We start from the raw sequence: 26726 nt of genomic DNA, 5'->3' as shown, positions 1-26726 counted from the left end.
CTGACGCCGAATTGGTTTGGCCGCATATAAGGGTCAGCTACGGGTTCTTCGCTGTCATCCAATGCAATGCAGCATCCGTAACAGCGTGACACTGGGCGCATCGACGGCCCAAACCGGCCGTTTCTGACGTTGTCGTACGCTGCAGCGCAGCTTTCTGAAAGCAGACATTGGTCTTATTGTCGGAAAGGCTATTGGGGACAGATTTGATTGATTACACTCCATCCATGGCTCATTTCTACCTAGACGATAGCAAACATCACGCACATGGCTTTTCCCTGGCTGCTTTCGCGATCTGTGACGACGATCCCCAAGAAGAGTTAGAAGCAGTCTTTGCCAAGTTTGGGTTCGATCTATCAACCTACGAGTACAAATCCTCTTCAAAGATGTACGACAATCCCAGCCTGCAGCGCTTGCGCGACGCATTAAGGGGTTTTGTAAGATCTAAGTGCCAGATCGCCGTCTGCGTGGTTGACGGGGACAAGCAGATCGGACCTGCATCCTTGGAGCTCTTGAAGAAAGCAGTCTTGCATCCAACGCTGCGCGATCAACACCATCAAGTTTTCTTTGATGAAGGTCTCTTCTCGTCCGAAGCCAAGGCCAAGAGCATCGCTGCAGAAATTGGTGGCTTCGACGATTGCACGATTCACTTTGAAGAAGACTCGCAGCGCGTGCCAGGCATCCAAGTGGCTGATCTCATTGCTCACACTTGCGGAACGATGCTTCTTGATGGGCTGGGGAAAATCAACAAGATCGTCAACGTGCGTAACTCAGGATATGACGACGATGTGGAAATCGATCTCGGCTTTGAGATGTGGGCAGGCATACGCTACGCGTTTTTGAGCGTTGGCAACGGCGCAGACATCGACGATGAGGATTTTGCAGTTGTGTTAGTCGAACCGCATGGATTGTACATTGATCCCAGTGCATCGCCAGAGGTTACAGAAGCAGCCCGCAAACGGTTCGGGTCAATGTACCTTGGATGTATCCATTGAATGAACATCTGACTATTTTGCCTTTCTGTCCGGTCCGGAGCTGCCGTTTTAGTCTAAGAACCGTATGCAGCGTTTCGGCGCTGCAAAGGAGACCTTCGGTATTCGGGCAGGGAACGTACGCACTCATCACTACTTCACGCGGATTACCGCAGTGCCATCAGAAGTTTTTTGGTTCGCGACAACCTCGCCAATCGGCACCACAACGGCGTCTTTGAGCTCTATCCCAAACCTCCACGGGCCGGGATGAGCCACCAATTCGGAGTCAACGTAGTCAATCCCCTGCAGGTCAGTCCACAGAAGCCCTACCTTCATAGAGACATTTTTCGAATAACCTTTCAGGGTCAGCAAAGCAGTTACTTCCAAACAACCATCCGGGTTTTGGAAACCCGCTTGAAGTTCCCCGGATAAACCATCTCCCAGATCAAATGCGACCCCGTGCATCACGGTGATGGCGTGCAATACAACCATCGACCTGGCTTGGTTCAACCTGGGAATGTCCTCCCTATTAAGCAGCTGGTTCTTGAGCAGCACATCTTTGAAATCATCAAAGACCTGCTGAGCGCGAAGCGCCGGATTCCAGATTACTCTGTCTCCGAAGGCTATTGCTAACTCTTGCTCATCATTACTCAGTTTCCCGAGATCGCCATTCTTCATCTTCCGAACAGCAGAACTCAAAATCCGTTGCGCTTGCTGTCGCTTGCGCCCACCAGAGAGTCTTGAAATCTGCTCTTCATCTGCCATCCGAAAATTGGACTCACAACGAACAATCACGTCATCCAGCCTAGCCCCGTTCCCCTTCAAAGCCCGGTCGAGAAGGGGGCGAAAAGTCGTTCGCATATCGCGAATTCGGTCTGTTACTGGACCTCGAACTCGCAAATCAGGATGTGCAATGAAGTCGGCCAGTTCTCGAAAACTTGACCGTCCATATGAAGAACTTCGCTTGCCAGTGTACAGCTTGGCTATGTCATCAATCCGCACGTCGCCACAGATCATTCGAGCGACCCTGGCTCGCAAATTTTGGTCATGAAGACTATCTCTTTGGCTCATGCTCACCGAATTCTACTGTTGCGCCTCTTCTCGAAAGCAAACGCTCTCTAGGAATTCGGAGACGCTTACAACATCCAGAGTTCTGGAATGCCAAAAAGGATGGCTCAATCCTTCGACACAATGTCGAAAACGAGTTTATTGTAGTTTGAGGCTTTGGCGAAGTAACCCAACCTATGACGACGGTCGATCCTATTCAATGCTCTGTGGCCGACTGCGCTAGACCAGGACAACCAATCGGATTGTCCAGCACCCAAATGAGCGTCTCGAAGCTCCACCAAGCCATACCGCAAGTCAGGTATTTCAAGTAGCTTGGCTCTCGAAATCGAAGTAGCGTTTGGGTGGTTGTTCAGCCTATCTATAATCTCTGCCGCTGACGCGGTGTTCAAGAGACGGTCTTCAAGAATGTGAGTAAGCCAGAACAGCTGAAACTCGTAGACCATCGCAGCATTGTCTCGCAGTAACTCTAATACAAATGCTGCGATGGCTTCTTCGTCTTCCGCATCGAGGCAGAACGAGTGAATGTTCTTGAATAGGTGTGGAAAGCGGCGCGCAATGTCAGCAAGTCGGTCAATCGCTTCCTCGGCGTGCTCAGCCATCAAGGCCAGAACGAGTTCCGCGTCCTCTTCTTCGATATCGTCCTGTTGCAATAGGCCTCTTAGGAAACCCATTTCTTGATCGGACAGATCTCGTTCGATTTCGACCTCTTCTTCGGGGATGCCATCATAGTCAGTGACAACGACGCGCCGCCTTTGGAGTAGCTGAATCCTTATGTCTTCGATTGCATCCTCAAGCTCGACGTGCTCCCGAACTCCATCACTGGTTTTGTTTGGATTCAGTGAAAGACCTTTCTCACCCAAGAGGCTTTGGATCGTAATGAAGTCATGACGAAGATCACGCCGCGAGTCGGAGAAAAGAACAAAATCATCCATGAACCTAACAACAGCATTGCTGCGCAGCCCGTGAAATTGTTCAACGAAACGGAGAAAGTCATTGCCGATCATTTTCGTTGGGTAAATGCCTTGCGGAAGACAGTCTACTGAACGACCAGTGTTTATCTCTCGAAGAAATTGGCCAAACGCTTGGTAGTCTTGTTCGGATGCTCCAGTCCGAGACAACCAGGAAACAAGATCATGGTGGTAAATCGAGTTGAAGTAAGCCGCGACATCGAAGCTCAAGCTGTAGCGAAATTGATCCCGATACGCTGCAATTGCCCCCTTGTACCCACGAAAAGAACCCGAAGGATTTAACGGCTCACCGTCTTGGAAACGGTAGCCAAAATGCTTCTTGTCCTCGTGGAACGGTGCTCTGAAGCGGGATCTATTTCGTAAAACGAGATCGTAGATAAAGTACTCTGCTACAGGATCCAGTTTTACGGTCCGCCGAAGGTGAAAGCCTGGCTTTCCAGCATACACCCTCGTCTGAGAGCGGAAAGAAAATGCCTCTTGGTCGGGATCAAGGCAGCGATTCAAGAACTCGCGGATTTCGTTTTGACCATGTTCGATCAGGTAGCGATTTGTCGACATTGGAAAAAGAGTTCGACGGTAGTCGGTTGAATAAAAATCAAACATCGGCGCGGCTTGCTTTCTTGGTCAAGACTCTTCGGTCAACTGTACTGGTTTGGTTGCGCCCCAGTATTTCTGGTAATTCGGGCCATGACTTTCAGGCTGTTGACCCTGTTCTGGTTTGCTCAGCATGATTGGCAAAGGCGCGGGCAGGTCGGGGCCCACGATGATCGCTTCGCCCTGTGATAGGGATGGTATGAAAGCGGCTGCACTGCGATCCAGATCACCGCAAGCTCTTTCGATGGTTTCCCGGTCTCTGTCATTCGTGAGCCTGTGGACAAACAAGGTTCCAAGCTGACTTAGAACATCCTGCGGTACATCCCTGGGACGCTGGGTCGCAATCACGGTCGTCAACCCATACTTCCTACCTTCCTTTGCAATCAGGCCAAATGCATCAAGGCTCACTCTATTGAATTCATCGCCTACAGTCCGACCAATAAATTGATGCGCTTCATCCAGACAACAAACGAGCGGGCTCTGGCGAAACTTGCCTCTCCGTGCAAGGCCTAGCAGGTATCGCCCCAGTGCATTCAAGAGCAATTCTCTAGTGTTGTGCTTGAAGCTCACCTTCTCGAAGGAAAGAACCATTGCCTTGGCACTTGGATCGGTTAGGAAACGCTCGATCTCTCGACAAATGTCCAGACCATTGTCAGAGAACAGACAGGCCAATTCGGGGGAGGTCAAAAAGGTTTCAATGCGAATGATCAGTGAGTTGCAGTATCCAACTGCGTTGTTATCGAGTTGACCATATCTCGATGCATCATTGTTATGAACCGGCCGTACGCACTCGTTTCGCACCTGCCGAGACAGCGCGTTGAAATCAAACTGGCAGGTTTCAACTGCCAACTCGTCTGCAAGCGTTAACTCAGCTTGACCGTATGCGAGGCGGCTCTGATTTGATTTTTCGATGGTTCCTTGCTCTTCCATAACGACATGCCCAACCGGATCGTCGCCCCTACGGATTAATACATTTCGCCTTGAACCATTCTCCTCAAAGGGGAACCGTTCCGCATCAGCCGCCAAGACCCGAGCCATGCGAAGGCTCTTCGTTGCACTCCGTAGGGCTGGCCCCTGACTTTGGCCGGTTGGAGTAAGAAGAGCGTGTAGGTCCAATTCCGACAAGTTCTCACTCGGGAATCGAACCAAGGGCTGATCGTCATTTCCGGTTTCGCTGAACGAATACTGCCATGCGCCAGCCACCTTTCCCGTGAATTCTCCGGTAGGATCGAACAGAATACACTTCCCACCGATCCGCACGATTTCATTGACGAGGCGGGAAACTGTCCAGCTCTTCCCCCCGCCGGTCGCACCAAATACTCCGCAATGACGACCGAACAATTTCTCCGGCGGGATGCTGAGGGCGGCATCATCCAGCCCGGACAGGTGCCCCAGCTCGACGAGCAACGGTGCACTGTCTCTCTTCATGTCGCCTTCCAAGGCATCCTTGATGGAATTGGACAGCGCTCCGCCCTCTGCGGGGTAAACCCCATCACCGACCCGCGGCTGCGTGTTGATACCGCGCGTCACTTTCCGAGTCGTCTTGCTGACAGTTGCCAGCAACTGGACACGTCCCTGCGGTTCAACCGTAGGATCGACTTCGATCTGGTGCTCAAGGGCATTTCGCTGCCTGTCTGGAATCCCAACTTCCGTCACGCGCCCCAAGATCGCTGAGCGGTCACAATCGACAAACACGAAATCACCAACGGAGCCTTTGGCCAGTCCGCGCCTACCCAGGGCTGCAAGAGCATTCGGCAAGGTGAGTTCTACAGCACTTGCCGTCACCCTTGTAACCGTTCCGATGCGCTTGGACGGGTCGATCAGGGAGGCAAGTTCGCTCATGCGTTGTCGACCTCGCGCAGCTTTTCAAGCCGATCCTGCAAGAGCTGGCGATCCGTCTTGCCCGATATCATCGGCAATGCGTCGGCAAGGTCTTCGAAGCGGCCATTCAACATCGTGATGCGCGTATCACCCTGCTGCACAAGACGCGCGATCTTGCTCTGGTAAGCACGTTGCCCAGCCAGATCGAGGTCGATCTCCTGCGCGTCTTCATCGAAGAGCTTTTGGTGCTCCACGAACCCGCGATCACAAAGCACAAGACGTAGCGACAGGTTCGTTTCGATAGCTGACCAGATCGGGGCGCTGATGTGATCGTCTGCGAAACCGAAGCCGGAGACGATCAACGTTGTATCGGGCTCCCGTAAAGCTGCCTGCAAGGCCGCGAACATATCGAGATAAGGGCTTTCGAACGCCTCCTGATACTTCGAAGATCGCGGATAGATCAGGACTGGCTTGCGGTCGTCGCCGGGGTCATCGACACTTCGAATGACGACTTCATCCGACCGTCGCCGCCAATCCACCGAACCGTGCAGTTTGTAGAGGTGGAACACACCGTCGAGGTAGTCGGCCTTCGTACTGGAAGCGGCCCGCCGAACTATATCATGGTCGAAGTGATCGGGGTTGAACCGTTGCTCTGCGCTATGGGAGAACCCGTCTATCAGCACGACTCCGAGGCGCAGGCCCGCAGTCTCGATACACAGATCATAGTTCGTGGTGAATAGCTTCACTCTAGGTTTTTCAGGTGATCGGCGGGCGAATTTCTTTAAGAACGCCCAGTGGGCTGGCAAATCAGTTTCCGCACCGACGAAACCCACTTTACCCAAGATCGTGTTCTCAGCCACGCGAACGAACTCGATCAGCTCTTCCAACCAAGGACGATCAGCGAAATCAGGATCATTCTTTGATCGAATACTGAGCAGCTCAATTTGCATCTTGCAAAGGCTCAAAAGGCTCTCGATATCTCCAGCCTTCTGTTTCCCATCGGCATCATTCTGCGGCAGGCCGCCCATTACTTTCTTCGCCAGGTCGTCGAACTCTTTGTGGTCAAACAAATTGTCTTTTGAAACAGCGTCGCGCACGGCATGCCAAAGGTCGCCCATGCCCGGCGCGTTAGGCCCGCCATCGTTCTTCGCGGAGAAGGATGCCCCCGACCCAAGCAGCACTACGACATTGGTTGAATGCAGCGCAGCGAGCAGAGCTTCTTCGACCTGATCTTTGCAACCGGACTTGGGTTTCTTGCTGGGGTCGTTCGGGTCTTCGTTCTCCCCTTGCCAACGCAGCCACGTGCCATCACGTGTCAAAAGACGCAGCAACTCTTTCTTCCCTATCGTTTCGCCATCCCAAAAATTTTTCAAACTAACACCCAAGCTTTCAATTCTAAGGTGAGGCTAGTTTATTGGAAGAGACAGGTAAATCTTCCAAGCGTCAGAGACCACCGACGGCGGCCCGTGCGGGGGGCCGCAAGCAAATCAATGTCGGCTTTTGACGCGGAGCTTTCCGAATTTGTGCTTGCAACGAACTTCCGCTTCCCGCCCTCCTGGTTATAAACGACTGGACTTCTGAGCGCGGCAGAGCGGTACTGTCGACATAATATTCCGCCCGGGAAGTGCCGGGCTCCACTCAGTACAGGGCGAGGGATTGGCCTTTGCCCGCAGAGTGGAGAACCCAATGACTACAACCCGCAGTTCAAACAAAACGACCAAAGTATCAAGTCGTGCCAGCGCCAAACCCACGCGCCAGGCGCAGCTTCGAAAGCTGCTGGCCCGCAAGTCCGGCGCATCGATTGCGCAGATCCAGAAGGCCTTTGGCTGGCAGCCCCATACGGCGCGGGCCGCGATATCGGCACAGCGCAAATCCGGATGTGTGATTGTCCGCAGCGAAACCGACAAAGGGTCGGTGTACCGGATCGTCGAAGAAGGCGGCACGCCATGAACACCGGTAAGTCAGGTGAGTTGGTTAACCAGATTGCCGAAATCGATGCGTTTGATCGAACTGAATGCATTGACTGTTGGAGAGAGATGTTTGGGCGCTCGCCGCCAAAATACCTCTCGCCGCAGTTTATGAAGAGGGTGTTGATCTGGGAGGCGCAAAACCGGGTGCTGGGCGGTGTGTCCGTCAAAACCACCCGGCGCCTGAAACAGATCGCGGCTGGCGAGACAGTCGCCACGATCGCAAAACCGGGATCGCATCTTGTCCGGGAATGGAACGGGCGAACGTATCAGGTCGAAGTCAAAGGCAGTGGTTTTGTCATGGATGGCAAGTCCTGGCGGTCGCTGTCGGCTCTCGCCAAGCACATCACCGGCGCCCACTGGTCCGGCCCGCGCTTCTTTGGGGTGAAGTGATGCGTCGGATCCGCTGTGTCATCTATACTCGGAAGAGTTCCGAAGAGGGGCTGGATCAGGACTTCAACTCGTTGGATGCGCAACGAGAGGCCTGTGAGGCCTATATCGCCAGCCAGAAGCATGAGGGCTGGGAACTGCTGCCGGACCACTATGATGATGGCGGGATCTCCGGCGGCCATCTTGATCGCCCTTCATTACATCGCTTGATGCAGGCGGTGGATGAAAAGCGCGTGGATCAGATCGTCGTCTACAAGATCGACCGGTTGACCCGCTCTCTGGCCGACTTCGCCAAGCTGGTCGAGCGCCTGGATCAGGCGGATGCGTCCTTCGTCTCGGTCACTCAGTCCTTCAACACGGCCACCAGCATGGGACGGCTTACCCTCAATGTCCTTCTGAGCTTTGCCCAGTTCGAGCGGGAGGTCACGGCCGAACGCATCCGGGACAAGATTGCGGCCTCCAAGCGCAAGGGGCTTTGGATGGGTGGGAATGTCCCGCTGGGCTACGAGGCGGATGGCCGGACGCTGAAGATCAACGTGGACGAGGCGAAAACCATCAGGGCTCTGTATGAACTGTATCTGGAACATGGTCTCATTCGGGTCGTGAAAGAGCGCGCGGAAGATCTCGGTCTCAGGTCACGCCGGCGGGTGCGTAGGGCAGGGCGCGTCTCCGGTGGCACAGCGTTCGATCGCGGCCACATCCATCATCTCTTGAGCAACCCGATCTATGCAGGGCGCATCCGGCACAAAGGGCAGGTTTACGAGGGACAGCATTCGGCAATTGTCGACCCGGTGATCTGGGACAAGGTCCAGCAGACGCTGAAAGACGGAGCTGCAAAGGCCCGGGGCACAAAGCGCAAGGCCATACGATCGCCGCTGGCGGGAAAGCTCTTTGATGAAACCGGCGACCGCTTGACGCCCAGCCATAGCCGGAAGAATGGCAAGCGTCTGCGCTACTACATCTCTCACAGACTGGTGAAGGACCGGAGCCGGAAGCACCCGGATGCGTGGCGGTTGCCCGCGGAACAGATGGAGGCGCTGATCGCCGATCTGGTGAAAAAGCATCTGCAGCGCCACGATGTTGCAACGCGGCTTGTCCGTGATCTGCCCGCGTCAGACGTCACCGCCAAATCAGCTAACCTGCACGCCATCCGGCAGACCACGCAATGTCTGCATCTGATCGAACGCGCTGACCTGAGCCCGGGAGAAGTGTCCGTTCGGTTGTGTCAGACCAAACTTACCTCGGTTCTTAAATGTGATGCAGACCGGATTAATACAGAAGAACTGATCCTCATGTCGCCCTTCCGGATGCGCAGGCGCGGTGTCGAGCTGAAACTGCATCTTGGGGACGCGCCATCGGATGTCGATCCGACGTTGGTTCAGAACATCGTCAAAGCGCAGAGGTGGATGGCGATGATTATTGCCGGCAAGACATTCACTGAGATCGCACAGGCTGAGGGCACATCAAAGCGCCGGGTGCAGGATATTGTTGATCTTGCGATGCTCGCGCCAGACATCCTGGACGCGATAGCAGTTGGTGAGCAGTCGGAGGGGGTGACGTCTGACCGTCTCATTAAGTCGGGTGTCCCAGCCGTCTGGTCAGAACAGCGCGAGCAACTTGCGAAGCCGTAAGCCAAGACCTTACTAAACCCCCCCAAACTCGTACCGTGGGAATCGCCACCTGAGACTACGGCCTGAAATTGGCCTGATCTGCGCTCACGTGCGGGTCTCTGTCGGAAACCGCCTGTGCCAGGCGCCCAAAAACACGCCACAATAGCGGGGCAGTCTCTCGCTAGCTTAAATGTCAGGAGTGTTTGGCTGGGATGGTAGGATTCGAACCTACGGTACACTGTACCAAAAACAGTTGCCTTACCACTTGGCTACATCCCAACGTGGGCCGGTAATTAAGCCTCTCTGGCCAGACGCGCAAGACCTGATTTCGAGAAAAAACCGCTTCTGTTATCCTCAAGTTTTTGCCAGACCACGTTCGTGCATTGATGTTGAGGGTGATCACAACCGCGTCTGGACTATACTATGCGGCGTGCTGATAGCTGACTTCGCACGGTATCACCCTGCGACGTTGATCAGAACTGCACCGGCGCGCCCACCTGCTTCAACGGCTTCATGTGCCAAAGCAGCGTCCTTGAGGCCAAAGACTTTCTGCACTGGGCAGTCCAGAGCCCCGTCAGCGAGGGCGCTGTGCAGCTTGTCGATCGCGCGTATCCGTTCGGTCTTACGAAGCAGATAGATCAGCACGATGTCAATCGTTACGGCTTTGAACAGCAGAGGATAGAACGGAAGGCTGGGGGTCATGTTCAGCGCTGACCCATAAGCGGCGATGGTCCCATTTGGCGCAATGACCGCGGTGTCCGTTGCAATATTCTGGCCGAACTCCACTTCGATGATCCGCGTCACCAGGTCCCCATTGTTGGCCGCCAATATCTGATCGGCTAGATCGTCTGCTTTGTAGTCCAGAACAACATCTGCCCCGGCGGATGCACAGCGCGCCATTCCGGCACCGCGGGCGGTGGTTATGACCTTGGCGCCGCCCCACTTTGCGAGCTGGATGGCGAGGTATCCAACAGTGCCCGCTCCGCCGTGAATGACGACGGTCTGCCCGGTAATCTCACCGCCGCCAAACACGGTGTGTGCCGCCGTCAGGCCTGGAATGCCAAGGATTGCGCCGGTCTCTAAACTGACACTGTCCGGTAAGGCCACAGCCTGTTCGTCGGGCAGCACGATGTGGCTGGCGGCTGTGCCAAAGGCACGTTGCCATTGCCCGTTCCATATCCACACCCGTTCGCCGATCCGAGCGGAATCCACGCCCGGGCCCACGGCGGAGATGACGCCTGCGCCGTCGCTGTGCGGCACAATCTGCGGAAACGGCGGTTTGGTTACGCCGGGGCGGGAACCAGCGCGGGCCTTCACGTCTGAGGGGTTCACCCCCGAATAGGCCAGCTCTACGCATACCTCGCCCCTTCGTGGAGCTGGCAGATCCTGGTCCGACAGGTGCAAGACGTCGGATGCCTTGCCAAAATTCTCATAGCTGATCATACGCATCGCGCGGGCTCCAAACAGTCCAGTTTTCCGCCACCCTAGCTTTGCGCGCGTTAGGTACAAGCCATACGATGTAAAATCAGATCACGCCATTAGTCCCGAATTTCATCCGGCTTGACGCCCCAGAGGCGCGATTTGGGTGCCCAACCACGATAGCCTCCTGATTTGAGTTGGCACCATTCCGGGCCGCATTTGCCCAGTCGGGCGATGACACCGGCTTCGAGAGCTACAGTGACGGGCGTTTCCGCATCCGGGCGCATATGTAGCGGCAGCATGTCTTTTTCCACGATCACCGTCCGTACTCCCGAAAGCAGTGAATAGTGAATCCACCCGCCCTGACCTTCGCGATCCTCGACCCGCCGCCAATGGCCGTGCTCTGCGGTGATCTGCAAGGGCATATCGCGATGCTTGAATACCCAGTCGATCCGGTGGGTCAGGGACGGACCGCGGCGCGCATTCCCTTCGGAGGCTTTCATCGACACAAATCGCGGCAGCGGCAGGTTGGTCACGGGCCCTGTGTCTCGCGCGATGCCGGGCGTGCCCATACAGGCAAGGGACAAGGCCCCGACAAGGGCTGCAAGGAGGTATTTGGTCATGACACTGCCTGTTATTCGTAAATTGTCCGTTTGCTGACGCGAGGTTCTTGTGCCCCGTCGCCATCTCGGCCACCATGGCACAAAACAGGCTGGTGCGCCAAGTCCGGGGAGGCTCGAAATGTCAAAGCCAAAGCTGAGTGTTGTCGTTACGCGACGGTTACCGGAGGTGGTGGAAACCCGCCTGTCAGAGCTGTTTGACGTGACCCTGCGCGACGATGATGCCCCGATGAGCCGGGCGGATCTCGCCAAGGCGATGAAGGCTGCGGACGTATTGGTGCCCACGGTGACGGACGAGATCGATTCTGCCCTGATCACACAGGCGGGCGACCGTCTGAAGCTGATTGCGAATTACGGTGCAGGGGTGGACCATATCGACGTGGCAACGGCCCGCCAACGCGGTGTGCTGGTGTCCAACACACCGGGTGTTCTGACCGATGACACGGCGGATATGACCATGGCGCTGATGCTGGCGGTTTTACGCCGGATGCCGGAAGGGTTGAGCGTGATGCAGTCGGGCGACTGGGACGGCTGGGCCCCTACCGCCTTTTTGGGTGGGCGGGTCGCGGGCCGCCGGCTGGGCATTCTTGGCATGGGGCGGATCGGGCAGGCCGTGGCGCGCCGGGCTGCCGCCTTCGGGATGCAGGTGCACTACCACAATCGCCGCCGTCTGCGTCCGGAAGTAGAGCAGGAGCTGGAGGCCACCTATTGGGACAGCCTGGACCAGATGGTGGCGCGCATGGATGTGGTGTCCATCAATTGCCCTGCAACGCCTTCCACCTTCCATCTGATGAACGCGCGGCGGCTCAAACTGATGAAACCAGAGGCTGTGATCGTGAACACCTCGCGCGGTGAGGTGATCGACGAAAGCGCGCTGACCCGTATGTTACGGGCGGGCGAGATCGCCGGTGCCGGTCTCGACGTCTATGAACGCGGCACCCATGTGAACCCCCGTCTGCGCCAGTTGGGCAATGTGGTGCTGCTGCCGCATATGGGGTCCGCCACGCGCGAAGGGCGGATCGAGATGGGTGAGAAAGTCATCATCAATATCAAGACCTTCGACGATGGTCATCGACCACCGGACCAGGTCATTCCGTCAATGCTTTGATATCTTAGCCACCAGATTGGAGAGACCATGCGATACTTACTGACAGGACTTGCCTTTCTTGCCGCCACGGCGGCGCATGCCCAGCAGGCTGCGGACGCGGTTCAGCCCGAAGCCGCCACACAGGGGGCTTTTCAGGCGATCTCGCCTGAAGTTGCCGCGGCGCTGGAGGCGAAATTTGCAGGACAGCCTGTTGAGGCTGACAACTGGATGGTGGCTGCGGCCAATCCATGGGCCGTGAAGGCCGGGGCGGATGTGCTGGCCAAGGGCGGTACGGCGGCGGACGCGCTGGTTGCCGTGCAGGCGATGCTCGGGCTGGTAGAGCCGCAATCCTCCGGCCTGGGGGGCGGTGCCTTTCTGGTCTATTTCGACGCCGCAACCGGAACATTGACGACCCTTGATGGTCGCGAAACGGCCCCATTGGCGGCGACACCCCGCCTGTTTCAGGATGGCGACGGGGAGCCGCTTGGCTTTTTTGATGCCGTTGTTGGCGGGCTGTCCGTGGGCACCCCCGGAACGCCTGCCTTGATGGAAGAAGTGCATGTGCGATGGGGCGCGCTGGAATGGGCGGACCTTTTGGCGCCGGCAATTGAACGGGCCGAAGAAGGGTTCGACGTCTCACCGCGCCTTGCCGGGTTGATCGAAGGGGATGCGGAACGGCTGGGGCGGTTTGGCACGACAGCCGACTACTTCCTGCCGGGTGGGACACCTCTGGCCGCAGGCGACCTGCTGAAAAACCCTGCCTATGCCGAAACGCTTCAGGCCATGGCCGATAACGGCGCGCGCGCCTTCTACACCGGTGACATCGCTGCCGACATCGTCGCAACCGTGCAGCAGGCCGAAGGCAACCCGGGGGTTCTGTCCACCGTTGATCTGGGCATTTACGCGGTCAAAGAACGCGCACCCGTCTGTGTGAGCTACCGTGCGCATGATGTCTGCGGCATGGGACCGCCCTCTTCGGGGGCGCTGACCGTCGGTCAGATTCTTGGCATGCTTGATGCCTATGACCTCTCTGCCGGGCCGGATGACGTGGAAGTGCGTCGTCTCATGGGCGATGCCGCGCGGCTCGCTTTTGCGGACCGCGGGCGCTACATGGCCGACAGCGATTTTGTGCCGGTGCCCACAGAGGGTCTGGTGGATCAGACCTATCTGGCCGAGCGCGCGAAGTTGCTTGCAGGCGATGACGCCTTGCCAGAAGTCAGCCCTGGTGCGCCTGAGTTCGATCACGCGCTGAATTGGGCGGATGACGCCTCTATCGAACTGCCGTCGACATCGCATTTCGTGATCGTGGATGCGGCGGGCAACGTCGCCTCCATGACCACAACCATCGAAAATGGCTTTGGCAGCCGACTGATGGTACGGGGCTTTCTGCTGAACAACGAGCTGACCGACTTTTCCTTCCGCAGCCATGTGGATGGCGTGCCGGTGGCCAACCGGGTCGAGCCCGGCAAGCGACCGCGCTCCTCCATGGCGCCGACCATCGTGATGAAAGATGGCGCGCCGGTACTGGCCATTGGCAGCCCCGGCGGCAGCCGCATCATCGGCTATGTTGCGCAAAGCATCATTGCCTATCTCGACTGGGGCCTGGACGTACAACAGGCCGTTGCGGTGCCACATGCCGTCAACCGGTTCGGCAAGTATGACGTGGAAGAAGGCACCTCGGCAGAGGCTTTGACAGAGCCCTTGACAGCTCTGGGGTATGAGGTTGGCAGCAGGGCACTGACCTCCGGCCTACACGCGATTGCTATTGGGGACGGTCTGCAGGGTGGTGCGGACCCGCGTCGTGAAGGGATCGCGCTCGGGCAGTGACCCGGGCGGAGAGGGGAGGCTGACCATGGTTAAACACGCAAGCTTGCCGCGCAATGACACGGGGATCGAGACGGCGTTGGGTGTGCTCAAACAGCAGTTTGGCGAACGGTTCCAGACCGGTGCCGCAATCCGCGAACAGCACGGACACACCACGACCTGGATCGAGAACCAGCCCCCCGATGCCGTTGTCTTCCCCGCTTCGACGCAGGAGGTGTCGGAGATCGTCAAAACCTGTGCGCAGCACCGCGTCCCGGTGATCCCTTATGGCACTGGCACCTCGCTGGAAGGCCATGTGAATGCACCGGCGGGAGGCATATGCATCGACGTCAGCCAGCTGGACCGCGTGCTGGAAGTAAACGCGGGTGACCTCGACTGCCGGGTGCAACCCGGTGTCACGCGCGAAGCGCTGAACACGCATTTACGCGACCAGGGCTTGTTCTTCCCGATCGATCCGGGGGCCAATGCATCGCTGGGCGGGATGGCAGCAACCAACGCCTCCGGGACCAATGCGGTGCGTTATGGCACGATGAAAGACAATGTGCTGGCGGTTGAGGCGGTCATGGCGGATGGTCGGATCATTCGGACCGGCACGCGCGCGCGCAAGTCTTCTGCCGGGTATGACCTGACGCGGCTGCTGGTGGGTTCTGAAGGTACCTTGTGCCTGATCACAGAGATCACCCTGCAATTGCAGGGCATCCCGGAGGCGATCAGCTCTGCAAGCTGCTCTTTTCCGTCGGTTGATGCCGCCTGTCGGACGGTCATGTCCGTGATCCAATATGGCTTGCCGGTTGCGCGGATCGAATTGCTGGATGACACGACGGTCAAGGCGGTGAACGCCTATTCCAAACTCGATTTGCCCGAAACGCCGCTGCTGCTGCTTGAATTCCACGGAACCGATGCCAGCGTTGTCGAGCAGGCAGAGATTTTCGGGGCGCTGGCGGAGGAGCAGGGTGGCGTCGGGTATCAGGCAACCACCACGACAGAGGAGCGCAACAAGCTCTGGCAAGCCCGCCATGATGCCTATTGGGCGATGCTGCAGTACCGACCGGGGTCACAGGGGATCGCCACGGACGTCTGTGTGCCAATTTCGTGTCTGGCCGATTGCGTGGGCAAAGCACAGCGGCGCGTGTCAGAGCTTGGCCTGATTGCGCCGATCCTGGGACACGCAGGGGATGGTAATTTTCACGTGTCACTGCTGGTGGACATGTCGGATGCCGATGAGCTGGAAAGGGCCGCAGGATTTGTCAGTTGGCTCAATGATCTTGCGATTTCGATGGACGGCACCTGTACCGGTGAACATGGCATCGGTCAGGGCAAGCGGCCCTACCTCGTGAAGGAAATCGGAGAGGCCACTGAGGTGATGGGCGCGATCAAACAGGCGCTGGATCCTCAGAACATCATGAACCCAGGTAAAATTCTTTGACGGTGCCGCGGCGCATTTCTGACGGTGCCGCTGAGTAATCAAAGAAGAAACTTCGTCAATATCTGCGGCATCTGCGTCTTTAGCTCGCGATGGTCGGGCCGCACAAGACACTCTCATCCCATGATCCCTTTTGGGCGCTCGTGTCGCCAGAACGCCGGCCAAAGTCACCGCGCGATGTGCGGTGCGTGGTCTTGCATCTGGTTTTCGGCGGAATCGATCACCCGAGGTAGGCCAGCTGCTGTGTCCGTTCAGCGAGAGTCGGTAAACAGCGCGGACCAACTGCCGGACTTGTCTGCTGGCTGAAACCACGGATGCACCTCCCTGAAGGGCAGACAGAACACAATGACAGGCGAAACGAAAAGAGCAGGTCACGCATTCCTTGACATAATTTACATGTAATGGTGTTTTGGTACCAAGTTACCAATTTGGAGTTTCCTGAAATGCGTTTCCCCCCTCTTTCTGCCGTCTTGATGGTGTTGCCTCTCGGGGTTTCGGCGCAAAATGCCGAACCCAGGCCAATTATGGGCGAATTGGACATTTCGCATAGCGACTACGGCCGATCCGGGAACGGGTTGGCACCGACAGTCGAAGCTCCTGAGTTTGATCGCTTTGATGTGGCCGCGCGTCTGGCACTGCCTTTTGCAAAGCGAGGTCGGGTGCAGTTCAGCTTGGACCGCAGTCGCAGCGATGCTCCAGACACGCTACCTTCCGGTAATCTGACTGACGATACATTCAGATACAGCAACTCCAGGGCCGTGCAGCTTGGTCTGGTAGATGGTCCGGCCTACTTTGGCGCATTTGCTGTGGCGGGTGACATCGAATTCACCCCGGTCAGCGCATTCGACGACGGTGATTTCACCGTCTGGGGCATTGAGACTGCCTGGGTGAATGACCGCTGGAGCATTGGGGCGCAGCTTGGGCGATTGGAGGTCGATGCGGACGATGAAGAAACCATTAATGATGCAACCATCATTAGTGTATCTGGGGCCTACTACTTCAACAATGGGCACACACGGTTGAGCGCGCGGATTGGGCTTGCCGATGGTCATCAGGATTCGGATGATTTGAATCCTGATCCTACCTGGTCTCGGATTGCCGGTATTGAATTGGAACATCAGTTCAAGCGGCCTATTATAGGGTCTGCCAGAGGTGCTGTTTACGCCGGTGTCGACTTCTGGGACACGGAAGAGACGAACACACCGTTGGGCAACATCGAGATATTGAACGACCGGGTTTTCACATTGGGTGTTCGGTTCACCTTCGGAGCAGGCTCTTTGCGCGGCCGCGACAAGCACATGGCGCCACGGCTACCGAAATTTGGACCGTGGATTGCCTCCACGACGGCGGTCGACTAAGGCCCGCTTTTACAGAAATGTCGTTTTCGCCTGTATAAAGGTCGAAGCATCTCCACCCACATTTCCGTGCGCTTGGCATGGTTGCGGTGTCAATCCTACCCGGAGCTCCGCACTATGAAATGCCAAGTAAAAGCCCTTGTCGTCGGCGGCGGCGCCGTCGGGACATCAATTGCCTATCATCTCGCCCGCGCGGGATGGGAGGATGTGATGCTGCTCGAGCGCGATGAACTGACCTCCGGCTCCACTTGGCATGCGGCGGGTTTGCTGCCGTATTTCAACATGTCATATGCGACGACCCACATTCACGACTATTCGATCCGTTTCTACAAGACGCTGGAGGAAGAGACCGGGCTGAACGCGGGCTTTGCGGTGGTGGGTAACCTCCGTATGGCGCAGACACAGGCGCGTATGGATGAATACATGCTTTACGCCTCCACCGCCGAGACCTGCGGTGTGCCCTATCAATGGATGACGCCTGACGAGATCAAGGCGAAGTGGCCGCTCATCAATACCTCTGACCTCAAAGGCGCGCTTTATCACCACACCGATGGCTATATTAACCCTGCCGATGTGACCATGGCGATGGCCAAGGGGGCCCGTCAGCGCGGCGTGATGATCGAACGCAAATGGCAGGCGGATGCGTTCCATTGGAACGGCACCCATTGGGAGGTGACGGCCACAAAAATGGTCGAAAAGGGCGGCAATCTTGTCCCCTCTGACGACCAGATCGTGATCACGGCGGAGCATGTTGTGACCGCCTCGGGCAACCACGCGCAACGCACGGCCAAGATGCTGGGCATCAAGATCCCCGCGATCCCGGTGGAGCATCAGTTCATCGTCATGGATCAGGACCCGGACCTGGTCAAGTTCCGGGCAGAGGGCAGTGTGGAGCATCCGGTGATCCGGGATGCCGATGCGCAGTCTTATGTGCGCGAAGAGCGCGGGGGCTGGATTCTCGGCGTTTACGAGAAAAACGCGCCTGCCTGTTTTGAATACGGCGTGCCGGACAGCTTCCGCGCGGACCTCTTCCAGCTTGATCTGGAGCGGATCGAAGAGCAGTACCTTGCCATGATCCACCGCATCCCGTCCTGCGAGGACAGCGGCTTGAAGGATGATTTCAACGGTCCGATCTGCTACACACCAGATGGCAATCCACTGGTCGGCCCCGCACCCGGGCTCGATAACATGTGGCTCGCAGAAGGGTTCTCTTTCGGCATCACGGCGGCAGGGGGTACCGGATATTACCTGGCGCAGATGATGGTCGAGGGCGAGGCCGAGATCGACATGGCCTCGCTGGATCCCAAGCGCTACGGCGATTGGATGACGACCGAATATGCCGCGCGCAAGAACGAAGAGTGCTACGAACACGTCTATATTCTGCACCACCCGGATGAGGAACGGCCCGCCTGTCGGCCCCTGCGGACGTCACCGGCCTATGACCGTCAGGCCGCACGCGGGGCGCAATTCGGGCAGGTTAACGGATGGGAACGCCCGAACTATTTTGCACCGGAGGGTTTTGACGACCACGACGCGCGCTCTTTCCGGCGCGGTGGCTGGTGGCAGTACGCGGTGGAAGAGGCCCGGGCGATCCGCGAAGGGGTTGGCCTCGTCGATGCTACCGCCTTCACCAAGCACCGCATCAGCGGGCCCGGCGCCACGGCCTTTCTCGATTGGTTCACCACGAACAAGCTGCCCAAGGTTGGGCGGATCAACCTGACATACGCCTTGACCGCCGCGGGGACCACGCGCACCGAATACACCATCGTGCGGCTGGCAGAGGATGACTACTATCTTGTCTCCGCGGGCGCGTGGCACGCCTATGATCAGGATTACCTCTACAAGGCGATCATGGAAAAGGAGCCCGAGTTCGGGCGCATCAACGCGCAGGACGTGACCACGCAATGGGGTGTGTTCGCCATCGCCGGGCCAAAGTCACGCGATGTGTTGAACGAACTGGTGAAGGACGCCGACCCTCAAACCGTCCTGTCGAACAAACGGTTCCCGTGGTTGTCATATCGCGACATCGAACTGGGCATGTGCCCGGTGCGCGCGATCCGCGTGGCCTACACCGGTGAGCTGGGATGGGAGTTGCATCACCCGATCGAGATGCAGAACTATCTGTTTGATCAACTGGAAAAGGCCGGCGAAAAACACGGAATGAAACTGGTTGGCGCGCGGGCGCAGAACTGGTTGCGGCAAGAGAAATCCTATCGCGCCTTTGGCACTGAACTGGGGCGGGACGCAACGCCGCTCGAAGCGGATCTGCCACGCTTTGTTGACCTGTCAAAGGAATTTCACGGCAAGGCAAAACTGGAAGAGATCGGCGTGCGCTCCAAATGCGTGACCCTGTTGATTGATGGTCCTGAGGACGCCGACCCCTGGGGGCGCGAGGTGCTCTACGATGGCGAGACACGCGTGGGGCGGTTGACCTCGGGCGGCTATTCGGTCGCGTTCGGCAAGAGCATCGGCATGGGCTATGTCACACCTGATCTTGCGGTTCCGGGCACCAGATTGCAGGTGAAAATGCTGAACCAGCTGTGGACCGCTGAGGTAGTGGAAGACAGCCCCTATGACCCCAGAAACGAGCGCATTCGCGTCGACGGGTAGGTGCTAGCCTTTGGTGGCAACGAAAGCGAGGTTGTTGGCGGGCATGTCGATCCGTTGCACAGAGGCGGCGCCAGCGGTCGTGAGCCGCCGTACTATGTCGAGATCATCCTTGTAGCCGATGGTTGGATCAGCCGCGCGCAGGTCCGCATCGAAACGAATATCTCCGGGGCTGGTCAAAGCGCCGGCGCGTTTGAACGGCCCATAGAGGATAAACCGTCCGCCCACGCGCAACGCTGCCAAGGCTTCGTGCAAGAGCGTCTGTGTGGCCGTACCGCTGATCAGGTGCAGTAGATTGACCAGCACGATCAGATCAACCGGTGGTCCAGCCCTGTGCCAGTCGGGCCGTGTTGCATCCAGCAGACGGTCAGGGCGCAGGTTGGGAAGGTTCGCCTCTGCCCGGTATGCGTCGATACTAGCCCGCCGGGCCTCCTCCACTTCGGTGGGCTGCCACGTCACGCCCGGTAAAGTCTTGGCGAAGGCCACGATGTGTTGACCGGTGCCGCTGGCAATCTCCAGCGCCTGACCTGAAGACGGGGCGTGTTCTTTCAGCAGATCACAGAGAAAATCGGTATTCCGGGCGGCTGACGGCGCATGTAGCTTTGCGCCTTCTGCAGCGGTCGCGACACTTGCGGTTTTGGGTAGGCGTGCGGTCATTGAAACCGCCGGGGCGACAGCGCGGCCACGATCTCCGGGTCCAGCGCCGTCGGGCGGCCCAAAACCTCATCCGCCAGCAGTTGTGCGGCGGCAGGTGCCGTCTGGAACCCATAGCCACCCTGGCCCGCACACCAGACGAATGCCGGTTGCACTGCGTCGCGTCCCAGCACCAGCGTACGGTCTGGTGCGAAACTGCGCAGCCCCGCCCAACTGGATTGCAGGCGGGTCACAGGTTCGGTCACCATCTCTTCATAAAGTGCCAGGCCTTGCGCCAGCGTCATATCTTCGGCCCAGGCATCATGGGGCTCGACCGGGTCCTCATCGGCAGGCGAAACCAACAGAAAGCCCGCGTCCGGCTTTGCGTACCAGCTTTCTCCGACGCCAAAGAACATGGGCCAGTTGCGCACCTCATGCCCGCCGGGTGCGGGAATGCGTGCCATGGACCGGCGGTGTGGTATGATCCCCAATGGCGCGATCCCGGCTAGTTCAGCCATCTGATCCGCCCAGGCACCTGCCGCATTGACCAGCATCGCCGCATGAAAATCCCTGTCGCCACAGCGTGCGGTCCACATCCCTTGATGGAAGCGCATGCTGTCCACGCGGCAGCCGGTTTCAACCGTCCCCCCATTCCGACGCACGGTGCGGGCGAAGTCCTGCAGCATGCGGTCGGTGTCGATGTCCTGCGCGTCCGCATGATAGGCGGCGAAGGCGAGTTTTTCCGGGTCGAGAACGGGCACAAAGTCACGCGCCTCTGCGAGGTCAATGGGCGTGGTCCCGAGCGTTGCGATGTCGCTCTCATAGGCTTCGCGCTCATGTGCCTGCGCGACGATCATCAAACCGCGTGGACTGAGATAACCGCCCCCTGACAATGTGTCCACACTGGCCCGGTTCAGCACCTGCACGCTGGGCGCGCCGTAGTTCTGTTCGATCAACGCTGCCGACCGGCCTGATGCATGGTAGCCAATGGAGGCTTCCGCTTCCAACACGGTGACATGGGCGGCCTCGGACAAGGCGGCGGCGGCACTCAGGCCGGCCACCCCACCGCCGATCACCAGAATATCTGTCATTCCTGTTCTTCGATGCGGTCCGTTGCTGGTGGGGGCGTCGGGCTCAATGCGGCAAGCCGCGCATAGACCTCCGGGCTCATGTCATAATCCATGGCGGCCAGCGATGGGTGAAGCTGTTCGACGGACCGGGCAGAGATGATCGGTGTCGGCCCCATCGGGTGGGCGGCTGCCCAGGCGACAGCGAGCGTCGCGGCATCGACGCTCACATCGGCGGCAACCTCGCCCAAGCCAACAGCGGCTTGATGCATCCAGTCCAGCCCGTAACGCGCGGCATAGCGGTCATCTTCGGTCAAACGCCCGGCACCGCCAGCGCCATATTTGCCGGTCAGCAAGCCGCCGCCCAGAGGCGAATAAGGCGCGCAGGCCACACCCTGATCGGCGCACATCGGCAGGATTTCCACCTCTGCCTGACGTTTCACCAGATTGTACATCGGTTGCAGAATGTCGATGGTCATATCGAATTTCGCGGCAATCCCAATCGCCTTGACCACTTGCCACGCTGCAAAGTTCGACACACCGACATAGCGGATCAACCCCTGCGATTTCAGTTCGGCCATGGCCTCCATGCTCTCATGCAGGTCCGTGTCGGGGTCGAACCGGTGCATATAGAGGATATCGACCATGTCCATGTTCAGGCGTTGGCGCGAAATGGCGAAACTGTCCTGGATGTTCTTTTTTGATCCGCCGCCGGTGTAAGCAGCCTTGGTCGCGATGATCAGGCGGTCGCGCTCTGCGCCCAGCATGGCGCCCAATAGCTCCTCAGACGCGCCATCATTGTAAACATAGGCTGTGTCGAAATGGGTGATGCCTGCGGCGATGGAGGCATCGAACATCGCGCGAGAGGCTGCCGCATCCGCGCGGCCTCCGAATTGCATGGTGCCAAAGGCAAGGCGGCTGGCTGGAGTGCCATCGGGGCTGGTGAGGTGCTTTGTCATGGGATCAGAAGTGGCACGGTCAGCGGCGCCGTGCAATATTCAATCCAGTGTAACACGCGCGGGAGTTTCTGGCATGATCGTCACAGAAAAATCGGACCTTGTCGGGACAACGCGGGATGCGTCGGGTCCGGGCTGGACCAGTCTGCGGCTTTTGGTGAAGTCCGACGGTATGGGGTTTTCGATGACAGAAACCAAGGTGCTGCCGGGCGCCGTTCTCGCGCTGCAGTACAAGAACCATATCGAGGCCTGTTATTGCGTTGGTGGTGCGGGCACTGTGACTGAGGTCAAAACCGGTATGGTGCATCATATCAAACCGGGTGTGCTTTACGCGCCCAACAGGCATGAGCGTCATGAGGTGCGGGTCGAGGGCCCCGATCCTCTGCACCTCATGTGCGTCTTCTCGCCCGCGTTGCAAGGGGATGAAGTGCACGGCCCAGACGGCAGTTACGCGCCATCCTGATCTGGATGAAACGTCAGCACAAAATCGATGACCTTGCGCGCGCTCATTTCGCAGGGGAATAGGCGAGCGCCGCCTTGCAGACGATAAAAATTCAGGCTGATGTAATCGGTGCCACCCATTTCTTCCGCCGCCAGCTTGACCGATTTACCGCCGCAGAATGTGGTCTTTGTCACGATGTATCGGCGGTGCTGAGACCACCCGGTGAAGGTGCCGTTTGGCAGGGCCTTAAGGGCTTTCTCAAAGGCTTCGGGAGAGGGCTGCTCAGGTTTTCTGGCCAATGGTCGGCTCGGTTCCGGCGCGGATGCGGGAGATATTTGCCCGGTGCCGCCAGAAAATGACCAGCGTCAGTGCAATGCCCAGAAACAGACCGCCCGGCAGGCCGGTAAAAATCATCAGGGGGGTGCTGGCCGCTGCAGCAAAAAGCGCGCCCATCGACGAAATGCGCGACAGTAAGGCACCTGCAAGCCACGCAAGACAGCAGCCGACACCAACCGGCCAGCTCAGCGCCAGCAGAATGCCCAAGAAGGTGGCAACACCCTTGCCGCCGGCAAATCGAAGCCAGACCGGGTAACAATGCCCGATCATGGCCATCAGCCCGGCAACCTGTGCGGTGTCCTCGCCTCCGAACGCGCGGGCCAACAGCACAGCCGCCAGCCCCTTGCCCCCGTCGAGCAGCACGGTCAGCGCGGCGGCGGTCTTGTTTCCGGTGCGCAGCACATTGGTGGCACCAATGTTGCCGGACCCGATGTTGCGCAGGTTGCCCAGACCCATAAGGCGGGTCAGCACCATGCCAAAGGGGATCGAGCCCATGAGATAACCAATCATCGCCCAGAGCAGGAGGATTGGTGCGGAATGTTCGATGATGGGCATCAGGTCCTCTCGTACACGCAGGTGCCAGCCACATAAGTGGAGAGGACCTTACCCTGCATCCGCGCGCCGTCAAACGGCGTGTTGCGGGATTTCGAGCGCAGCGTTGCACGGTCCATCAGGAAGGGGGTATTGGGATCGAAGAGGACAAGGTCCGCAGGAGCGCCAATGGCGAGCCGACCGCTATCCAGCCCGAGGCGTTTTGCAGGGTTCAGCGACATGGCCCGCCATAGGGTGGGCAAATCAATCAGGCCCGCATGGTAAAGTCGCATCGCCGCTGGTAACAGCGTTTCAAGCGCCACGGCGCCAGAGGCCGCCTCTTCGAAGGGCAGGCGCTTGCTCTCCTCATCCTGCGGCGTGTGCATGGAGGAGATCACGTCAATCAGCCCGGATTTCACCGCCTCGGCCACGGCCAACCGGTCCTGTTCATCCCGCAACGGTGGCTTGAGTTTGAAAAAGGTCCGGTAGTCAGCAACGTCCAGCGCGTTCAGCGTCAGGTGGTGGATCGACGTGCCCGCCGTGATGTCGAGGCCGTTGGCCTTTGCGCGTTCCAGTGCGGGCAAGGCACGGGCGCAGGTGATCTGGTCTGCGTGGTACCGTGCGCCCGTCATTTCGATCAGCGCGATGTCGCGATCCAGCCCCATGCGCTCTGCCATCGGAGAGACCGCGGGCAGGCCGCGCAATGAGGCAAACTTGCCGGAGGTGGCAGCGGCGCCGTTGCTCAACCCCGGGTCCTGCGGGTGCGCGACGACCAGCGCACCAAGGCCGCTGGCATAGGTGAGCGCACGAGAGAACACCTTGGTGTCGGTGACAACCCGGTCACAATCGGTGAAAGCCACGGCACCGGCATCCATCAGAAAACCGATTTCCGTCATTTCGCGCCCCGCGCGTCCCTTGGTCAGCGCGGCCATCGGCAGCACGTTCACCGGGGAAGCCTCATTGGCACGTCTTGTGACGAACTCCAACGTTTCCGGGCTGTCGATGGCCGGATCTGTGTCGGGGCGTGTGATCATCGTGGTCACGCCGCCAGCCGCTGCTGCAAGCCCGGCGGAGCGGTAGCTTTCCTTGTGCCGGTCTCCCGGTTCGCAGACTTTCACACCCAGATCGACAATGCCGGGGGCGAGGTATTTCAGATCGCAATCAATGACGCGACCAGATGTCAGCCGCGGCGCATCCTTGGGCAGATGCCTGGTAATGCGCCCATCCTCGACAACAAGGCCACCGATGACGATCTCGTCTTTCTCCGGGTCGACAAGGCGGGCGTTCAGGAATGTCAGTTTCGTCATCTGGGCATCCTTTGCGCGGGCATCGCGGGGGCGGTCAGCTGATAGTGGTTCATGTCCCCACCCAGAACATCAGGCCGACGATGCCGAAAGCGATCAGCAGGGTAATCATAGCAATGCGCCCGGACATCTTGGGGTCTTTGGGTTCCTTCATGTCTTCCGCGCCTCCTGTCTCACGTAAAAAGCCACCACAGGCCGAGGCCCAAAAGCACGGCCAGGGCGATCACGACAAGCGCGCTGCCTGCGGGTCCTCTGGGTGGGGTGGGCGGCGTCATACCAGGCGTGCCGCTGTAAGGTCGGGCGCTGTCCGTCGTGATCGGCGGCGCAGCGCCGGAGGGGGTGTATTCTGCGTAGGTCCCGATCAGGGTAAGCTCGGCACCGGGCGTCAGCGTCATCTCCACCCCTTTGAAGCTGTCGGAAAACAGCAGCAAAACATAGCCTTCCAGCGCGTCGAGCTTGCTTTTGTCCGCGCCGATTTCGGCCTCTTCGACCGCATATCCCTCACTGAGGTAGCTGCTTAACCCCATGCCGGTCAGGTCGGAGACCGGGAAAATCTCGGCACTGGCGGTGTTCAGGTGCGGGTTGCCCAGCAATTGCCGCGCAACATCCGCCTTGGGCAGGGTTTGGAGGGTTTCGGTGACCTCAGCCGGTGAGAGATTGACGGCAAAGACGCGAATGGCGCCACGCTCGTTTTTCTGGATTTCGATGCAGGTGTTCATGCCGTCTCCGCCCGTGTCAGCACAAGGTTCTGGGCAAGCAGATCCATTGCGGCCATGCGGACGGCGACACCCATTTCCACCTGATCCTGAATAACGCTGCGGTTGATGTCATCGGCCAGCGTGCCGTCGATTTCCACGCCGCGATTCATTGGGCCGGGGTGCATCACAATCGCATCCGGCTTGGCGTGGGATAACTTCTCCGCATCCAGGCCAAAACGATGGTAGTATTCCCTTTCACTGGGGATAAACCCGCCATCCATGCGCTCTTTCTGCAAGCGCAGCATCATCACTACATCAACATCGCGCAGCCCCTCCGCCATGTCCGAGAAGACCTCGACACCGAATTCCGAAATGCCTGACGGCATCAGCGTCGGCGGCCCGATCAGACGCAGACGGTTTTCCATCTTCCCGAGCAGCATGATGTTCGACCGCGCCACGCGGGAATGGGCGATGTCCCCGCAGATGGCAATCGACAGGCGGTGCAAGCGTCCCTTGGCGCGTCGGATGGTCAGCGCGTCGAGCAGGGCCTGCGTCGGATGTTCGTGCCGACCGTCACCTGCGTTCAGCACCGCGCAGTTGACCTTTTGCGCCAAGAGGTCCACGGCACCGGAATGCGGGTGGCGCACCACCAGCAGATCGGGATGCATCGCGTTCAGCGTCAGGGCCGTATCGATCAGTGTTTCGCCCTTTTTCACCGAACTGGCCTGCATCGCCATATTCATCACATCCGCACCCAGCCGCTTGCCGGCAATCTCGAAACTCGCCTGCGTACGTGTGGAATTTTCGAAAAACATGTTGATCTGGGTGAGGCCCGCCAAGGCATCTGCATGTTTGTCGGGCTGGCGATTGAGCGCGGCGTAGCGGTCCGCCAGATCAAGCAGGGTTGTGATCTCTTCCTGACGCAGAGCTTCGATACCCAGAAGGTGACGGTGCGGGAATGTCATGTGCGGCAGCCTATCGTGATTTCACACCTTATAGGGAGCGCGTGCGGGACGGGCAAGCGACGCTTATACCTGT

The 26726-nt window shown here is 58.4% G+C and carries 24 protein-coding genes and 1 tRNA gene; 10 read left to right on the top strand and 15 right to left on the bottom strand.

Annotated features, from left to right (window positions below):
• The first annotated feature begins 224 nt into the window (after window positions 1-224).
• Window positions 225-992, top strand: a complete 768-nt coding sequence (locus Q1A07_RS04580; RefSeq protein WP_299778213.1) for a DUF3800 domain-containing protein — start codon at window positions 225-227, stop codon at window positions 990-992.
• 129 nt (window positions 993-1121) lie between these two features.
• Here the strand turns inward: Q1A07_RS04580 and Q1A07_RS04575 are convergent, their stop codons facing one another.
• The 4 genes from Q1A07_RS04575 to Q1A07_RS04560 form a co-directional block, all read right to left on the bottom strand.
• On the bottom strand, window positions 1122-1970 hold the full coding sequence (locus Q1A07_RS04575) for a hypothetical protein (protein ID WP_299778211.1): 849 nt from the start codon (window positions 1968-1970) through the stop codon (window positions 1122-1124).
• 173 nt (window positions 1971-2143) lie between these two features.
• The gene (gene drt5, locus Q1A07_RS04570; RefSeq protein WP_299778210.1) at window positions 2144-3607 is read right to left on the bottom strand and encodes an antiviral reverse transcriptase Drt5; all 1464 of its coding nucleotides are present in this window, start codon (window positions 3605-3607) and stop codon (window positions 2144-2146) included.
• Window positions 3608-3628: 21 nt separating this feature from the next.
• Window positions 3629-5440 (bottom strand): ATP-binding protein, encoded by a 1812-nt coding sequence (locus tag Q1A07_RS04565; RefSeq protein ID WP_299778209.1) that lies wholly within the window; start codon window positions 5438-5440, stop codon window positions 3629-3631.
• Window positions 5437-6792, bottom strand: coding sequence for an SIR2 family protein (locus tag Q1A07_RS04560; protein WP_299778207.1), 1356 nt, complete (start codon window positions 6790-6792; stop codon window positions 5437-5439). The genes Q1A07_RS04565 and Q1A07_RS04560 overlap by 4 nt, the downstream gene beginning before the upstream one ends.
• A gap of 313 nt (window positions 6793-7105) precedes the next feature.
• Between Q1A07_RS04560 and Q1A07_RS04555 the strand changes: the two genes are divergently transcribed.
• Genes Q1A07_RS04555 through Q1A07_RS04545 form a run of 3 tightly spaced genes read left to right on the top strand, consistent with a single transcriptional unit; the run spans window position 7106 to window position 9407 of the window.
• Window positions 7106-7369, top strand: coding sequence for a DUF3489 domain-containing protein (locus Q1A07_RS04555; protein ID WP_299778205.1), 264 nt, complete (start codon window positions 7106-7108; stop codon window positions 7367-7369).
• Complete coding sequence (locus tag Q1A07_RS04550; protein ID WP_366944016.1) at window positions 7297-7779, top strand: DUF2924 domain-containing protein; 483 nt, start codon at window positions 7297-7299, stop codon at window positions 7777-7779. Before Q1A07_RS04555 ends, Q1A07_RS04550 begins: the two co-directional genes overlap by 73 nt.
• The gene (locus Q1A07_RS04545) at window positions 7779-9407 is read left to right on the top strand and encodes a recombinase family protein (RefSeq protein ID WP_299778201.1); all 1629 of its coding nucleotides are present in this window, start codon (window positions 7779-7781) and stop codon (window positions 9405-9407) included. The genes Q1A07_RS04550 and Q1A07_RS04545 overlap by 1 nt, the downstream gene beginning before the upstream one ends.
• A gap of 183 nt (window positions 9408-9590) precedes the next feature.
• Here the strand turns inward: Q1A07_RS04545 and Q1A07_RS04540 are convergent.
• The 3 genes from Q1A07_RS04540 to Q1A07_RS04530 all read right to left on the bottom strand — a co-directional run bounded on the left by Q1A07_RS04540 (window position 9591) and on the right by Q1A07_RS04530 (window position 11377).
• Window positions 9591-9665 (bottom strand) — tRNA-Gln (locus tag Q1A07_RS04540).
• A 177-nt stretch (window positions 9666-9842) separates the two neighbouring features.
• The gene (locus Q1A07_RS04535; RefSeq protein WP_299778199.1) at window positions 9843-10835 is read right to left on the bottom strand and encodes an NADPH:quinone reductase; all 993 of its coding nucleotides are present in this window, start codon (window positions 10833-10835) and stop codon (window positions 9843-9845) included.
• Window positions 10836-10924: 89 nt separating this feature from the next.
• Entirely contained in the window at window positions 10925-11377 is a 453-nt protein-coding gene (locus Q1A07_RS04530; protein WP_299779170.1) for an SH3 domain-containing protein, read from the bottom strand.
• Window positions 11378-11546: 169 nt separating this feature from the next.
• Here Q1A07_RS04530 and Q1A07_RS04525 point away from each other — a divergent pair, with 169 nt between their 5' ends.
• From Q1A07_RS04525 to Q1A07_RS04505, 5 genes are all read left to right on the top strand, one after another.
• Window positions 11547-12533: a D-glycerate dehydrogenase gene (locus tag Q1A07_RS04525; protein WP_299778197.1), complete on the top strand. Its 987-nt coding sequence runs from the start codon at window positions 11547-11549 to the stop codon at window positions 12531-12533.
• Window positions 12534-12560: 27 nt separating this feature from the next.
• A complete protein-coding gene (ggt, locus tag Q1A07_RS04520) occupies window positions 12561-14339 on the top strand; it encodes a gamma-glutamyltransferase (RefSeq protein WP_299778195.1) in 1779 nt (592 codons plus the stop codon).
• A gap of 25 nt (window positions 14340-14364) precedes the next feature.
• Window positions 14365-15762, top strand: a complete 1398-nt coding sequence (locus tag Q1A07_RS04515) for an FAD-linked oxidase C-terminal domain-containing protein (protein ID WP_299778193.1) — start codon at window positions 14365-14367, stop codon at window positions 15760-15762.
• Window positions 15763-16160: 398 nt separating this feature from the next.
• Window positions 16161-17117: a hypothetical protein gene (locus Q1A07_RS04510; RefSeq protein ID WP_299778191.1), complete on the top strand. Its 957-nt coding sequence runs from the start codon at window positions 16161-16163 to the stop codon at window positions 17115-17117.
• Between the two features lie 114 nt (window positions 17118-17231).
• Window positions 17232-19724 carry an FAD-dependent oxidoreductase gene (locus Q1A07_RS04505; RefSeq protein WP_299778189.1) on the top strand — a complete coding sequence of 831 codons (2493 nt, stop codon included), beginning with the start codon at window positions 17232-17234 and terminating at the stop codon, window positions 19722-19724.
• Window positions 19725-19727: 3 nt separating this feature from the next.
• On the opposite strand, the gene Q1A07_RS04500 is transcribed toward Q1A07_RS04505, so the two are convergent.
• From Q1A07_RS04500 to Q1A07_RS04490, 3 genes are read right to left on the bottom strand one after another with little or no spacing between them, the layout of a single operon-like run.
• Window positions 19728-20378 (bottom strand): DUF938 domain-containing protein, encoded by a 651-nt coding sequence (locus Q1A07_RS04500; protein WP_299778187.1) that lies wholly within the window; start codon window positions 20376-20378, stop codon window positions 19728-19730.
• On the bottom strand, window positions 20375-21445 hold the full coding sequence (locus Q1A07_RS04495) for an FAD-binding oxidoreductase (protein WP_299778185.1): 1071 nt from the start codon (window positions 21443-21445) through the stop codon (window positions 20375-20377). Before Q1A07_RS04495 ends, Q1A07_RS04500 begins: the two co-directional genes overlap by 4 nt.
• Window positions 21442-22380, bottom strand: a complete 939-nt coding sequence (locus Q1A07_RS04490) for an aldo/keto reductase (RefSeq protein WP_299778183.1) — start codon at window positions 22378-22380, stop codon at window positions 21442-21444. Before Q1A07_RS04490 ends, Q1A07_RS04495 begins: the two co-directional genes overlap by 4 nt.
• 73 nt (window positions 22381-22453) lie before the next feature.
• Here Q1A07_RS04490 and Q1A07_RS04485 point away from each other — a divergent pair, with 73 nt between their 5' ends.
• A complete protein-coding gene (locus Q1A07_RS04485; RefSeq protein WP_299778181.1) occupies window positions 22454-22840 on the top strand; it encodes an ectoine synthase in 387 nt (128 codons plus the stop codon).
• On the opposite strand, the gene Q1A07_RS04480 is transcribed toward Q1A07_RS04485, so the two are convergent.
• From Q1A07_RS04480 to Q1A07_RS04460, 5 genes are all read right to left on the bottom strand, one after another.
• A complete protein-coding gene (locus tag Q1A07_RS04480; protein ID WP_299778179.1) occupies window positions 22825-23118 on the bottom strand; it encodes a hypothetical protein in 294 nt (97 codons plus the stop codon). The two genes, Q1A07_RS04485 and Q1A07_RS04480, sit on opposite strands and share 16 nt — an antisense overlap.
• Complete coding sequence (gene plsY, locus Q1A07_RS04475; RefSeq protein ID WP_299778177.1) at window positions 23102-23710, bottom strand: glycerol-3-phosphate 1-O-acyltransferase PlsY; 609 nt, start codon at window positions 23708-23710, stop codon at window positions 23102-23104. The genes Q1A07_RS04480 and plsY overlap by 17 nt, the downstream gene beginning before the upstream one ends.
• The gene (pyrC, locus tag Q1A07_RS04470; RefSeq protein ID WP_299778175.1) at window positions 23710-24993 is read right to left on the bottom strand and encodes a dihydroorotase; all 1284 of its coding nucleotides are present in this window, start codon (window positions 24991-24993) and stop codon (window positions 23710-23712) included. Before pyrC ends, plsY begins: the two co-directional genes overlap by 1 nt.
• A 170-nt stretch (window positions 24994-25163) precedes the next feature.
• Window positions 25164-25709: a hypothetical protein gene (locus Q1A07_RS04465; protein WP_299778173.1), complete on the bottom strand. Its 546-nt coding sequence runs from the start codon at window positions 25707-25709 to the stop codon at window positions 25164-25166.
• Window positions 25706-26653 (bottom strand): aspartate carbamoyltransferase catalytic subunit, encoded by a 948-nt coding sequence (locus tag Q1A07_RS04460; protein ID WP_299778171.1) that lies wholly within the window; start codon window positions 26651-26653, stop codon window positions 25706-25708. The genes Q1A07_RS04465 and Q1A07_RS04460 overlap by 4 nt, the downstream gene beginning before the upstream one ends.
• Between the last annotated feature and the right edge of the window lie 73 nt (window positions 26654-26726).

Origin of the sequence: uncultured Roseobacter sp., assembly GCF_947492555.1 — a bacterium.
Lineage (GTDB): Bacteria > Pseudomonadota > Alphaproteobacteria > Rhodobacterales > Rhodobacteraceae > Roseobacter.
This window is presented reverse-complemented; position numbering and strand designations above follow the sequence as displayed.

Bases quoted from the DNA above. Each gene is read 5' to 3' on its own strand.
- Q1A07_RS04580 (WP_299778213.1), top strand. From the start codon at position 225: ATGGCTCATTTCTACCTAGACGATAGCAAACATCACGCACATGGCTTT.
- drt5 (WP_299778210.1), bottom strand. From the start codon at position 3,607: ATGTTTGATTTTTATTCAACCGACTACCGTCGAACTCTTTTTCCAATG.
- Q1A07_RS04565 (WP_299778209.1), bottom strand. From the start codon at position 5,440: ATGAGCGAACTTGCCTCCCTGATCGACCCGTCCAAGCGCATCGGAACG.
- Q1A07_RS04555 (WP_299778205.1), top strand. From the start codon at position 7,106: ATGACTACAACCCGCAGTTCAAACAAAACGACCAAAGTATCAAGTCGT.
- Q1A07_RS04550 (WP_366944016.1), top strand. From the start codon at position 7,297: ATGTGTGATTGTCCGCAGCGAAACCGACAAAGGGTCGGTGTACCGGAT.
- Q1A07_RS04545 (WP_299778201.1), top strand. From the start codon at position 7,779: ATGCGTCGGATCCGCTGTGTCATCTATACTCGGAAGAGTTCCGAAGAG.
- Q1A07_RS04535 (WP_299778199.1), bottom strand. From the start codon at position 10,835: ATGCGTATGATCAGCTATGAGAATTTTGGCAAGGCATCCGACGTCTTG.
- Q1A07_RS04530 (WP_299779170.1), bottom strand. From the start codon at position 11,377: ATGGGCACGCCCGGCATCGCGCGAGACACAGGGCCCGTGACCAACCTG.
- Q1A07_RS04525 (WP_299778197.1), top strand. From the start codon at position 11,547: ATGTCAAAGCCAAAGCTGAGTGTTGTCGTTACGCGACGGTTACCGGAG.
- ggt (WP_299778195.1), top strand. From the start codon at position 12,561: ATGCGATACTTACTGACAGGACTTGCCTTTCTTGCCGCCACGGCGGCG.
- Q1A07_RS04515 (WP_299778193.1), top strand. From the start codon at position 14,365: ATGGTTAAACACGCAAGCTTGCCGCGCAATGACACGGGGATCGAGACG.
- Q1A07_RS04510 (WP_299778191.1), top strand. From the start codon at position 16,161: ATGGTGTTTTGGTACCAAGTTACCAATTTGGAGTTTCCTGAAATGCGT.
- Q1A07_RS04505 (WP_299778189.1), top strand. From the start codon at position 17,232: ATGAAATGCCAAGTAAAAGCCCTTGTCGTCGGCGGCGGCGCCGTCGGG.
- Q1A07_RS04500 (WP_299778187.1), bottom strand. From the start codon at position 20,378: ATGACCGCACGCCTACCCAAAACCGCAAGTGTCGCGACCGCTGCAGAA.
- Q1A07_RS04495 (WP_299778185.1), bottom strand. From the start codon at position 21,445: ATGACAGATATTCTGGTGATCGGCGGTGGGGTGGCCGGCCTGAGTGCC.
- Q1A07_RS04490 (WP_299778183.1), bottom strand. From the start codon at position 22,380: ATGACAAAGCACCTCACCAGCCCCGATGGCACTCCAGCCAGCCGCCTT.
- Q1A07_RS04485 (WP_299778181.1), top strand. From the start codon at position 22,454: ATGATCGTCACAGAAAAATCGGACCTTGTCGGGACAACGCGGGATGCG.
- plsY (WP_299778177.1), bottom strand. From the start codon at position 23,710: ATGCCCATCATCGAACATTCCGCACCAATCCTCCTGCTCTGGGCGATG.
- pyrC (WP_299778175.1), bottom strand. From the start codon at position 24,993: ATGACGAAACTGACATTCCTGAACGCCCGCCTTGTCGACCCGGAGAAA.
- Q1A07_RS04465 (WP_299778173.1), bottom strand. From the start codon at position 25,709: ATGAACACCTGCATCGAAATCCAGAAAAACGAGCGTGGCGCCATTCGC.
- Q1A07_RS04460 (WP_299778171.1), bottom strand. From the start codon at position 26,653: ATGACATTCCCGCACCGTCACCTTCTGGGTATCGAAGCTCTGCGTCAG.